This window comes from Novosphingobium kaempferiae (assembly GCF_021227995.1).
GTDB lineage: Bacteria > Pseudomonadota > Alphaproteobacteria > Sphingomonadales > Sphingomonadaceae > Novosphingobium > Novosphingobium kaempferiae.
This window is the reverse complement of record NZ_CP089301.1, coordinates 2,152,301-2,163,769: the sequence shown is the minus strand read 5'-3', so window position 1 is coordinate 2,163,769 and position 11,469 is coordinate 2,152,301. Positions and strand designations below refer to the sequence as shown.

General features: G+C 67.6%; 9 protein-coding genes. 6 read left to right on the top strand and 3 right to left on the bottom strand.

Going from position 1 to position 11,469, the window contains the following annotated elements; translation table 11 throughout:
• The first annotated feature begins 292 nt into the window (after positions 1–292).
• The 3 genes from rpoZ (at position 293) to LO787_RS09850 (ending at position 2,814) form a co-directional block, all read left to right on the top strand.
• Positions 293–637 (top strand): DNA-directed RNA polymerase subunit omega, encoded by a 345-nt coding sequence (gene rpoZ / locus LO787_RS09860; protein WP_103094320.1) that lies wholly within the window; start codon positions 293–295, stop codon positions 635–637.
• A gap of 131 nt (positions 638–768) precedes the next feature.
• Entirely contained in the window at positions 769–1,545 is a 777-nt protein-coding gene (locus LO787_RS09855) for a ParA family protein (RefSeq protein WP_232495655.1), read from the top strand.
• A 219-nt stretch (positions 1,546–1,764) separates the two neighbouring features.
• Entirely contained in the window at positions 1,765–2,814 is a 1,050-nt protein-coding gene (locus LO787_RS09850) for a DUF3667 domain-containing protein (protein WP_232495654.1), read from the top strand.
• Between the two features lie 40 nt (positions 2,815–2,854).
• Here the strand turns inward: LO787_RS09850 and LO787_RS09845 are convergent, their stop codons facing one another.
• The 3 genes from LO787_RS09845 to LO787_RS09835 form a co-directional block, all read right to left on the bottom strand.
• Complete coding sequence (locus tag LO787_RS09845) at positions 2,855–5,953, bottom strand: alpha-L-rhamnosidase (protein ID WP_232495653.1); 3,099 nt, start codon at positions 5,951–5,953, stop codon at positions 2,855–2,857.
• Positions 5,954–5,963: 10 nt separating this feature from the next.
• Positions 5,964–6,944, bottom strand: coding sequence for a sugar phosphate isomerase/epimerase family protein (locus tag LO787_RS09840; protein WP_232495652.1), 981 nt, complete (start codon positions 6,942–6,944; stop codon positions 5,964–5,966).
• A 73-nt stretch (positions 6,945–7,017) separates the two neighbouring features.
• Positions 7,018–7,803, bottom strand: a complete 786-nt coding sequence (locus tag LO787_RS09835; protein WP_232495651.1) for a DeoR/GlpR family DNA-binding transcription regulator — start codon at positions 7,801–7,803, stop codon at positions 7,018–7,020.
• Between the two features lie 215 nt (positions 7,804–8,018).
• On the opposite strand from LO787_RS09835, the gene LO787_RS09830 reads away from it, so the two are divergent.
• Genes LO787_RS09830 through LO787_RS09820 form a run of 3 tightly spaced genes read left to right on the top strand, consistent with a single transcriptional unit; the run spans position 8,019 to position 11,403 of the window.
• The gene (locus tag LO787_RS09830; RefSeq protein ID WP_232495650.1) at positions 8,019–8,897 is read left to right on the top strand and encodes a transketolase; all 879 of its coding nucleotides are present in this window, start codon (positions 8,019–8,021) and stop codon (positions 8,895–8,897) included.
• Entirely contained in the window at positions 8,894–9,850 is a 957-nt protein-coding gene (locus tag LO787_RS09825) for a transketolase family protein (protein ID WP_232495649.1), read from the top strand. Before LO787_RS09830 ends, LO787_RS09825 begins: the two co-directional genes overlap by 4 nt.
• Complete coding sequence (locus LO787_RS09820) at positions 9,850–11,403, top strand: FGGY family carbohydrate kinase (protein WP_232495648.1); 1,554 nt, start codon at positions 9,850–9,852, stop codon at positions 11,401–11,403. Before LO787_RS09825 ends, LO787_RS09820 begins: the two co-directional genes overlap by 1 nt.
• Positions 11,404–11,469 lie beyond the last annotated feature (66 nt).

Below are 11,469 nucleotides of genomic sequence, written 5' to 3'. Positions count from 1 at the left end.
CCTCCGTTCGTCATTGCGAGCGTAGCGAAGCAATCCCACGCTGCGTTGGTTGCTGGATTGCTTCGCTACGCTCGGAATGACGAAGGTTGGTTTCGTCGTCCCGGACTTGATCCGGGACCGCTGGCCGTGAAGAGCCCGGCTCTCGAAGCCCCGTCGGCAGGGCGCGCCTAAAGACAGCCAACGGTCCCGGATCAAGTCCGGGACGACGAATGTGCCATTTCCTTGACTTTCGCGCTAATGGAACCTAATTGCCGCCCTTTCCGAACCCACAGATTCTTTACCGGGAGTGCCCATGGCGCGCGTTACTGTCGAAGATTGCGTCGACAAGATCCCCAACCGCTTCGACCTCGTTCTCCTCGCCGCGCAGCGCGCGCGTGAGATTTCGGGCGGTGCGGAACTGACCATCGACCGCGATCGTGACAAGAACCCCGTCGTCGCCCTGCGCGAGATTGCGGAGCAGACCGTCACCCCGTCGAACCTCAAGGAAACGCTCGTCACCTCGATGCAGCGCGTCCTTCCCGACGACGACGACGAGATGGACGACATCGGTTCGCTCAGCCAGTCGGCCGAGGCCCTGCGCATCACCGCGTCGGCCCCGACCCGCAACACCTCGCTGGGTGGCGATTACGACGGTTGATTGTTGGGGCTAATCACAGGCGTTGACTGCCGGGTTCCGGCAGGCAACGATGCGATGTGGCCGCGAAATCGAAACTACCGCGTATCATCGGATTGACCGGGGGACCGCCCAGAAGGGCCGGTCCCCTTGGCGTGTCTGAAGAAGACGCAGACGAAGCTCCGGCGCCCCGCACGGGCGCGACCATCGCCATCTACAGCGTCAAGGGCGGCGTCGGGAAGACGACCTTCTCCGCCAATCTCGCCTGGTGCTCCGCCGCGCAGAGCGGGCATCGCACGCTGCTGTGGGATCTGGACGCGGCGGGCGGATCGGCGTTCCTCTATGGCCTGGAGCCGCAGGAAACGCGGCTGGCCGAGGAAGTCTTCGCCCGCGAACGCCCCGCGACGCGGCTGATCCAGCACACCGCCTTCGCCGGGCTCGACGTGCTGCCCGCCGACGAATCCATCCGCACGCTCGACGCGCAGCTGGTGAAGATCGGCAAGCGCAAGCGGCTGGCGAAGCTGACCGAGGAACTCTCGGCGGACTATGCGCGGATCATCCTCGACTGTCCGCCGGTGATGAACGAACTGTCTGCGCAGATCGTGCGCGCGGCGGACCTCGTCATCGTGCCGCTGCCGCCTTCGCCGCTCTCGACCCGGGCCTTCGACCTTGTGGTGAAAGAGATCGCGGGCAACACCAAGCGGCACCCGCCGATCCTGCCGGTGCTCTCCATGCTCGACATGCGCCGCGCGCTGCACAAGCAGGCGCACGAGGCGAACCCGAGCTGGCCGTCGATCCCCTACGCCAGCGCGGTGGAGCAATGCGCCGTCCACCGCCAGCCGGTCGGCGCGCTCGCTCCGCAGAGCCCGGCGGCGCAGGCGTTCTCGCGGCTGTGGGGTGCGATAGACCGGAAGCTTGCCCAGAAGGGATGATCGGCGCGGGTGACGTGGGCGGGTGATGCGGGCGCCATGCTGCATTGCACCAGCAACAATCCCGCTCTAGTTTCGCACGAAGCATGACCGCCCCACTCCGGGGGCGTCATTGCGAGCGGAGCGAAGCAATCCAGCGGCGCGTGTCGACAATGGATTGCTTCGCTCCGCTCGCAATGACGGGGGAGTGGCAGGGCGGTCGTGCGGCAAACGGGGGCAAGCATGAGCGGTATTGGCGAAGGACTGGCGGAACTGGGGCAGGGCGCGGCGATGGCCGCCGCCGTCGAGCCGGGCCACGGTGGCGTCGATGATGGCCACACGCATGAGAGCAACTGCCTCAACTGCAACACGCGGCTGGTCGGGTCGCACTGCCATGCCTGCGGGCAGGCAGCGCACGTCCACCGCACGCTGGGCGCGTTCTTCCATGACCTGTTGCACGGCGTCTTCCACTTCGAGGGCAAGATCTGGCGCACCCTGCCGATGCTGGTCCTGCGGCCCGGCAGGCTGACGCGCGAATATATCGACGGTCGCCGCGCCAGCTACGTCTCGCCGATCGCGCTGTTCCTGTTCTCGGTGTTCCTGATGTTCGCGGTGTTCCACGCCACCGAGGGCAAGGAAGATCCCGGCAAGCACATGGTCGAAGGGCAGGGCATGGCGGGGAACATCGCCCGCCTCGAAGGCGAGATCGCCGGGATCGAGGCCAAGCGCAAGGCGGCCGAGGCGAAGGGCCGGCCGACCGGCAGCCTGGAGACGCAGATCGAAGCGCGGCAGACGGCCATCGATACGCTGCGTGAACTCGGCACCGATGGGGACAAGACGAAATTCGATCAGACCCGCAGGATCAGCGACATCCCGCAGCTCGACAAGGCGATCAAGAAGTTCCAGTCGAACCCGGACCTCGCCAGCTACAAGCTCCAGACATATTCGTACAAATACAGCTGGGCGCTGATCCCGATCTCGGTGCCGTTCCTGTGGCTGCTGTTCCCGTTCAGCCGCCGCTTTCACCTCTACGATCACACGGTATTCGTCACCTACTCGCTGTGCTTCATGACGCTGCTGGCGATCGTGGGCATGATAGCAGGCGCGGTCGGCATGAGCGGCGTGGTCGCGCTGCTGCTGCTCGCGCCGCCGATACATATGTACCGGCAGCTGCGCGGCGCCTATGCGCTGGGGCGGTTCTCGGCGCTGTGGCGGGCGTGGTTCCTGCTGTTCTTCGCCGGAATGGCGCTGGGGCTGTTCTTCACCGCGATCATGGCGCAGACAAGCCTCTGACTGTGCCGCTTGGTAGGGTTCGGCACCGCCTAGGTTCAGTTCAGTGCCGGGTGAAGATATACTCGCCGGAGCCGACTTCGACGGTCAGATTTCCGTTTCGTTCGAGTAGGTTGCCGTTCTCGAGCCAGTCCCCGGCGGGCAGTTCCACCAGCGCCGTCGTGTTCGCAGGCACCGTCAGCGAGAGGCTCGACAGACCCCGCTCGTCACCATCCACAACGGTGGCGATCCGGCCCACCGGAGCCTCGTAAACGGCGGAAACCCGGCCCACTTCGGGCAGCCACACCGGCCGCACGGCAATGCGCCGGAATCCCGGCTCTGCAGCGGCGATTCCGGCCAGTCGGCGATAGAAAAACCCCACGACCGCGCCGAAAGCATAGTGGTTGTAGCTGTTCATCGACAGGTCGCCGACGTCCCCGTTCCACCGCTCCCAGATCGTCGTGGCGCCCGCACTCGGCATATAACCCCATGAAGGATAAGCAGTTTGTAGAAGAAGCCCGGCGACTTCCTCCCACGCCCCGCCGTCCGCCAGCACGTCGAGCAGGTAGGGCGTGCCGAGGAACCCGGTCGAAAGCTTCATCCCCCGCGCCCGGATATCGGCGGTCAGCACCCTGAGCGCCCCCTCCCGCCGATCCTCCGGCACCAGCCCCATGTAAAGCGCCAGAACCTGGCTCGCCTGACTGCCGTTCCCCGCCTTGCCATCGGCATCGACAAGCTCGGCTGCGAAAGCCCTACCGATCGCCTCACGCAGGGCCGAATACCCCGCAAAAGCGTCGTTTCTGCCAGTCGCCAGCGCCATTTCGGCCATCAGTTGCGCGCTATATGCCCAGTAGGCGGTGGCGCAAAGCACGCGCGGCGTCGTCTCGTCATCGGGCAGGATCGCGTCGACCGAGAGCCAGTCGCCAAGGTCGAGGCCGCGGTCGTTGCGCCAGATATTGTCCGGATTTCCGCGCGCGACGTAGTCCATCCAGCGCTCCATCGCGGCCCAGTTCTCGTCGATCACGGCGGTGTCGCCGTAGCGCCGCCACAGGCCATGGGGCAGGATCACGCCCGCCTCGCTCCAGCCCGCCGTCACCACGTCGGGGAAGGAGAGCGGCTGCGGGACGACGATGGGATAGGCCCCATCGGGCCGCTGCGCCGCTCGCGCTTCCAGCAGGAAACGGCGGATGAAGGGATCGACGTCCATGTTGAACGCGGCGGCGTCGAGGAAGACCTGGATGTCGCCCATCCAGCCCATCCGCTCGTCGCGCTGCGGGCAGTCGGTGGGGACGGCGAAGAAGTTGGAGCGCTGGCTCCACACGGTATTGTCCCAGATCCGCTGGAGCAGCGGCGCGGCAAAGGTCATCGTGCCGGTCTCGCGGCAGTCGCTGTGGACTGCGACGGCCTCGATGTCTTCCATAGTGGGCACGCCGGGCCAGCCTTCCACTTCGACATAGCGGAAGCCGTGGTAGGTGAAGCGCGGCGCGAAATTCTCGCCCTCGGGATCGCCGCGCAGGATGTAGCGATCGGTCGCCTCGGCGCGGCGCAGGTTGGACTGATCGACGGTGCCGTCGGTGTTCAGCAGCTCGGCGAAGCGCAGCACGATCTCGGTTCCGACCGGGCCGGTCACGCCAAGGCGCGCCCAGCCGGGAAGGTTCTGGCCGAAATCGAGGACGAAGCGCCCCGGCACCGGCTCGGTTACGGAGCGGGCGCGCAGCACCTGCGTCGGGCGCAGGGCGGGCGAAGTCTGGGCGATCAGCGCGGCGGCCGGCGCTTCCCCGAGGCGTACGGTGGGCCATGCGCTGTCGTCGAAGCCGGGGCGATCCCAGCCTGCTTGCTCCAATCGCGCGTCGTGGGTTTCGCCGCCGTAGATGTCTGCTTCGGTGACGGGGCTCGGGCCGATGCGCCAGTCGGGGCCGGTGGCGATCCACTTGGACGATCCATCGGCATGGTCGATCCGCAACTGCGCCAGCAGGCGGCGCGGCGCGGGGCCGAAGCCGTAGCGCTCCATCCGCCAGCCGAAGGCGCCTGCGTAGAACCCGTCCGCGACGGTGACGGCGAGGGTATTTGCGCCCTCCCGCACCAGATCGGTGACATCGTATGTCTGGTAGAGGACGTGGCTTTTCGCGACGCTGATCTCGGGCGCAAGCGCCGCATCGCTTACCGGCGCGCCGTTGATCCGCGCCTCGTAGGCGCCAAGTGCGGTCACGTAGAGGCGCGCGCTTATGACGGGGGCCCCGGCCTCGAACTCGGTACGCAGGCACACCGCCGGTTCCTTCGGACGCGGATCGCCTTGCGCGCGAGAGGCGGAGGGCACCGCGGCGATGGCAGCGGAGGCGTCGAAACCTGGCGCGATCCAGTCTTCGGCGGGATCCGTGAGCACCTTCCATTCCGGCCCGCTGACCAGCCGCTCGACGTCCCCGTTGGCGCGCCGCAGGCGGATCAGCGCGGCCATGGCGCCGCCGTCGACCGGGAAGAAGCCGGTGGTGTCGGCGCTTGCCAGCACGCAGATCGAGTTGCGGCCCGGCACTATGCGGCTCGTCGCGGGCAACAGCGTGCCCCAGTAGACGAGGTCTGGCAGCCTCGCCGCCTCGCCGTTTATCCAGACGCCGAGGAGGTTGTCCTTGGCGGCGATGAGCACTTCCGCATCGGTCAGGTCGGCAGGCACGTCGAAGTCCAGCCGGAAGCCGTGGATGCGCGGGTCGAGCGGGTCGGCGCTCCATATCCATTGCAGACCGGCGGCGCGGTCGGCGGCGGCGTCCTCGTCCTCCGTCTCTATCCAGTCGGCGCGCCAGTCTTCGGGGGAGAGAAGGCCGGTTTCGAACCACGTCGGCGCGGACCTTGCGCTGGCCCCGAGGTTGTCGGCGACTTCCACGTCCCACCACACGCGCTGCATCGAGGACAACGCCGGGCCGTCCCACGCGAGGTCGAAGCAGGCATCTGCCGCGACCTCGCCGCTGTCCCACAGCCACGGCCCGCCCGCCAGCGCATCCGCGCTCGTCGCGGCGCGGATGCGGTAGCTGCGCTGCATGACGCCGCGCCCGTTGCTTTCCAGCCGCCACGACAGGCGCGGGCGCTCGACATGGGTGCCGAGCAGCTCGGTCGTGTACTCGGTGCGCAGGTCGGTGACCCGGAGCGCGTGTCCGGCAGGCGTGGTCGTCATCGGGGGCTTCTCAGTACGAGGAGAACAGTGCTGCGCGCGCGAGGTTGAGCGCGGCGACGGCGTCCTGCCGGTCCTGCGCCGCCTGCATCGCCTCGAAGTCCAGCTTGTCGAGTGCGCGCTCGACCGCCTTGAGGAAGCCGATGGCGGAGTTGGCGGCGGCCACACTGTCCTCGCGGAAGGGGAACTGGTCCAGCTGCCACACGCCTTCCCAGTTGTTCTTGCGCAGGGTGTAGAAGAACTCGAACAGCTCGATCGGGTGGACCGATCCGGCGATCATGTCGTCGTCCCAACCACGCAGGTTGTCGTTCACGTCCATGCCGAACAGGCGACCATGGTCGATCGCGAGCTGTGCCGCGTCCGCCGGGGATTCGCCGCCGTAGAGCGAGTGGCCGAAGTCTAGCAGGATGCCGACGTTGGGCAGGCCGATCTTCTCGATCCCCAGCAGCGTCCGCGCGACGCTGTCGTAGCTCATGTGGTTGCGCGGCTCGCGCGGCTTGTATTCGATGACGAACTTGAGGTCGGGGTTCTGCTCGGCGAGTTCGGCGACGCCGTCCATGCTCATCTGCCACAGCTTGCGGTGGTCGACCTGGAACGGATAGTCCCAGCCGTCCTGCCCCGGCCAGAGCTTCACGTAGTCAGCGCCGAACCGGCGCACGACGTTGGCCGCGTCGTTTATCATCTCGTTGGCGAGGCGGCGGATGCCAGCGTCGGGGTTGGTGAAGGCGCCCTTCGCGAACTGGCGGGTGTAGATCTCGGGCGTGATGCCGATGACGGACAGGCCGTTGCGCTTGAGCGCCTCGTCCACCGCGTCGAGCGAGAGGCTGGGGTCGACGAAGGGGTAGTTGATGTCGACGACCGAAAGGTCTTCGACCTGCCCGGCAAGGTCGATCATCTCCAGTAGTCCGCGCGCCGGGCCGTAGCCGTCGGTCGCATAGCGGTCCACGTAAGTCGCGAAGTGCCAGATGCCGGCGCCGAATTTCTGCTTGGCCATTGGGTAGGATCCTCTTCCTGACAGAATTTTGGGATGCACGCGCGAGGGCGTGCCGGGCCTGCCGCCGTTGCGGTCAGGCGATGATGATCTGGACGCCCGCTCCTTCGATCGTCTTGCGGTCGGCGTCGGTGATGCCGTCGTCGGTGATGAGCACATGCACGAGGTCGAGCCCGCCCAGCGCCGAGAACGAGCGCTGGCCGATCTTGCTGGAGTCCGCGACGAGGCAGACCTGCTCCGCCGCACCGATCATCGCGCGTTTCACCGCGATGTCCGAAAGCGCGGGGTAGGTGAGGCCGCTCTCCACGTCGATCGCCGCCGTCGCGAGGAACAGGCGGCGCACGTAGAGCCCCTTGAAGTAGTCCGCCGAACGCTCGCCGCTGAGTGAGAGCGTGGGCGCCTTGAAGTGCCCGCCGGTCATGTGGACTTCGAACCCCGGATCGGCGCCCAGCATCAGCGCGATGTTGAGGGCATTGGTGATGACTGTCAGGTCGCGCTTGCCCGCAAGGTGCGTGGCGACCGCCGTGGTGGTGGAGCCCGAATCGAGGATGATCGTCTCGCCGTTCTCGACCAGCGCGGCGGCGGCGCGGCCGATGCGTTCCTTGGCGTCGAGGTGGCTCTGGTGCTGGAGCGCCATCGAGCGCACCTGCTGCGGCACCGATTTCAGGAACGCGCCGCCGTGTTCGCGTTCGATATGGCCGTCCGCCTCCAGCTTTTCGAGATCCTGCCGCACCGTCACCTCGGATACGCCGAAGGCCTCGGCCAGCGTGCGCACACGCGCGCTGCCTTCCTCCTGCAGCCATTCGAGGATCTTGTGGCGACGGGCTTCGCCCAGCAGCCGGTTCGGCGGGCTTTCCTTCACCGGACGATATTCCCGGCGATCCGGGCGGATGGGACAGGCACGGCGCTCTCCATAGAGGCCCCGGTCGCGGCGGCCTTCGTTCGTCCCTCTATCGGAAGGTTTCGAAGCTCTGTCAATTTCTGTCTATTTTCGATTAAACGAAAAAAATCGAAAGCGACTCGCTTGCGTATCTTTTCGTTGCGCTTTATTGCTCGTGTCAGGGAGAGTTTGCGGAAATGACGACGAAGTTTGTTCCTGTGTCCGGTGAACAGAGCCGCGAAGGCCTGTCTGCGCGGGCGGATCATGTCCGTGAACGGGCGAACTGGATGCGTCGGCGCCTCCTTGGCATGATCGTCTCTGCGGGGCAGGGGCATCCGGGCGGCGACCTTTCGGCCACCGACATCATCGCTTCGCTCTATTTCGATATTCTTCGTTTCGATCCTGCTGAACCGGCTGCTCCGGGGCGCGACCGCTTCGTGATGAGCAAGGGGCACTGCACCGGCGCGCTCTATACGGCGCTGGCGGGTGCCGGGTACTTCCCGGAAAGTGAGCTGGACACCTACCTCAAGCCCGAATCGCTGCTCAACGGGCATCCCAACCGCACGTACCTGCCGGGCGTGGAGACCAACACCGGGCCGCTTGGGCACGGGCTGCCGGTCGCCGTGGGGATCGCGGTTGCGGCGCAGATCGACAAGGCCGACTATCGCGTCTTCGCGCTGACGGGGGATGGCGAATTGCAGGAAGGCTCGATGTGGGAAGCGGCGATGTTCGCGGGGCATCGCGGGCTCGGCCAGCTTACCGTCATCGTCGACCGCAACGGCTTGCAGCAGGGCGCGCGGACCGAGGACACCAATTCGCTGGAGCCGCTCGCCGACAAGTGGCGCGCCTTCGGCTGGGACGTCGTCGGCGTCGACGGGCATGACCATGCGGCGCTGCTGGAGACGTTCGACGCCGCCTGCGCACCGCGCTCGAAGCCGCTGTGCATCATTGCCGCCACCCGCAAGGGCAAGGGCGTCAGCTTCATGGAGGATCAGGCGGGCTGGCACCACGGCGTGCCCAATGCGGAGCAGTACGCGCAGGCGCTCGCCGAACTCGAAGCGGAGATGGCGGCATGAGCGCGGCGGCTGCACCCAAGGGCCTGTTCGACTGCCGCGACGCCTATGTCCGCACGGTCGAGGAACTGGCGGTCGCGGACGAGCGCATCGTCGCGGTGGTCAACGATTCGGTCGGCTCGTCCAAGCTTGGCGCGTTCCGTTCGCGTTTCCCGGAGCGGCTGGTGAATGTCGGCATCGCCGAGCAGAACATGGTCGGCGTCGGCGCGGGGCTGGCGAACGGCGGCAAGATCCCCTTCGTGAGCGGCGCATCCTGCTTCCTTAGCGCCCGCGCGCTCGAGCAGATCAAGGCGGACTGCGCCTATAGCCACGCCAACGTGAAGCTCTGCGGCATCTCCAGCGGCGTCGCCTACGGTGAACTGGGCGCGACGCACCACAGCATCGAGGATGTCGCCTGGCTGCGCGCCATCGACAAGCTGACCGTCATCGTCCCTGCCGACCCGTGGGAGACGGCGGAGGCGATCCGGGCGGCGGCGGCGCACGATGGGCCGGTCTACGTCCGCATCAGCCGCATGCCGGTGCCCGAACTTGCGCGCGAAAAGGCCGAGTTCCGTATCGGCAAGGCCGAGGAACTGCGCGGCGGCACCGACCTTGCGATCATCGCCAACGGCACACTGGTCCACCGCGCGCTGGCTGCGGCGGAGGCGCTGGCGGCAGAAGGCGTCTCGGCGCGGGTGGTCAACATGGCGACGGTATCGCCCATCGACGGTGAGGCCATTGCCGCCGCCGCTGCAACGGGCGCCATCGTCACCGCCGAGGAAGGACTCGCGCACGGCGGGCTCGGCGGTGCGATCGCGGAATACTGCGCCACCCATGCGCCGGTGCGGATGCGGATGCTGGGCTTCCCGGGCTTCCTGCCGACCGGATCGGCGGCGTGGCTGATGGACCGCTTCGGCCTCAATGCCGAGGGTATCGCGCAGGCTGCGCGTGAGCTGCTGGCGGCGAAGGCACGCTGATGGCCGGGCCGGTCATCCTCGCCATCGATCAGGGGACGACCAACACCAAGGCGTTGCTCGTGTCGCCTGCGGGGGAGATCGTGCTGTCCCGCTCGCGCGCGATGGACGTCGCGCACCCGCAGCCGGGCTGGGCCGAGCAGTCTGCCACGGCCATCTGGGATGCCGTCTCCGGACTCATCGCCGAAATCACCGAAGCCGCGCCGGAGGCGGAGATCGCCGCGCTGGCGCTGTCCAATCAGCGCGAGACGGTGGTGCTCTGGGATGCCGCGACCGGTGAACCGCTGGCGCCCGCCGTGCTCTGGCAATGCCGTCGCTCCGAAGGCCGTTGTGCGCAACTGCGCGAGGCCGGGCACGAGGTGGAAATCTTCGCGCGCAGCGGTCTGGCCATCGATCCGCTGTTCCCCGCCGCCAAGATCGCGTGGCTGCTCGACAGCCTGCCCGGCGCGCGCGAGCGGGCAGCGCGGGGCGAACTGCGCTGCGGGACCATCGACAGTTGGCTCCTGTGGAAGCTGACCGGCGGCGCGGTCCACGCGACCGACCATAGCAATGCCTCGCGCACGCAGTTGTTCAATCTGGAGACGCTGGGCTGGGATCCGGTGCTGGCCGACCTGTTCGACGTGCCGCTGTCCCTGCTGCCCGAGATACGCGGCTCCGACAGCCGGTTCGCCGTGGTCGCGCCGGGAGCGGTGCCAAGCGTCGAGGGTGTGCCGGTCCACGCGGTCATGGGTGACAGCCACGCCGCGCTCTATTTCCACGCCGGGCCGCGCATCGGTGCGACCAAGGTGACGATCGGCACCGGCAGCTCGGTGATGACGGCGACGCCCGCGCGCGTCCGTTCGTCGCACGGATTGTCGAGCACGATAGCCTGGCATCGGCAGGGCACGGCGCAGCATGCGCTGGAGGGCAACATCTCTGTCTCCGGCCACGCCGCCGCCTTCGCGGGCGGGCTGCTGGGCCTGCCGGACGGCGAAGCGCTGCGCGCGCTTGCGGAGACCGTGCCCGACAATGGCGGGGTCGTATTTGTGCCAGCGCTGGCGGGGCTAGGCGCGCCGTACTGGTGCAGCGAGGCGCGGGGCGCGATCTCGGGGCTCTCGCTGGGCACCACGCGCGGGCACATCGCGCGCGCCACCCTTGAGGCGATCGCGCTCCAGATCGGCGACGTGGTGGCGGCAATGGAGGCCGACCTCGGCATCGCCGCCTCGCAGATCGCGGTGGATGGCGGGGCGACGCGCAACGACCTGCTGATGCAGATCCTCGCCGACCTGACCGACCGCCGTGTTTCGCGGCCGCCGGTGGCCGAGGCGAGCGCGCTCGGCGTCGCCCGGCTTGCGGCCGAGGCGCTCGGCATCGCGGAAGAGGGGGATGGGGCAGGGGCCGACGTCGTCGAGCCCGCGATGGCCGCCGCGCAGCGCGCGCGGATATGGGGGGCGTGGAAGGCTGCCGTCGCAACCGCGATGGCGCTCTCCCCGCTTGGCAGAGAACAGGGGCGGTCGGGTCAGGCAGAGACCCGGAACCCGCGTGAATTACGGGAAGCCAAAGCGGAAACAGGCTGAATCGCCGCAGCCGGGAAGCCGCAAGACATAAAAATCGGCGGACTTAGGCATTTTCAGGAGAGGATA

Bases quoted from the DNA above. Each gene is read 5' to 3' on its own strand.
- rpoZ (WP_103094320.1), top strand. From the start codon at position 293: ATGGCGCGCGTTACTGTCGAAGATTGCGTCGACAAGATCCCCAACCGC.
- LO787_RS09850 (WP_232495654.1), top strand. From the start codon at position 1,765: ATGAGCGGTATTGGCGAAGGACTGGCGGAACTGGGGCAGGGCGCGGCG.
- LO787_RS09845 (WP_232495653.1), bottom strand. From the start codon at position 5,953: ATGACGACCACGCCTGCCGGACACGCGCTCCGGGTCACCGACCTGCGC.
- LO787_RS09840 (WP_232495652.1), bottom strand. From the start codon at position 6,944: ATGGCCAAGCAGAAATTCGGCGCCGGCATCTGGCACTTCGCGACTTAC.
- LO787_RS09830 (WP_232495650.1), top strand. From the start codon at position 8,019: ATGACGACGAAGTTTGTTCCTGTGTCCGGTGAACAGAGCCGCGAAGGC.
- LO787_RS09825 (WP_232495649.1), top strand. From the start codon at position 8,894: ATGAGCGCGGCGGCTGCACCCAAGGGCCTGTTCGACTGCCGCGACGCC.
- LO787_RS09820 (WP_232495648.1), top strand. From the start codon at position 9,850: ATGGCCGGGCCGGTCATCCTCGCCATCGATCAGGGGACGACCAACACC.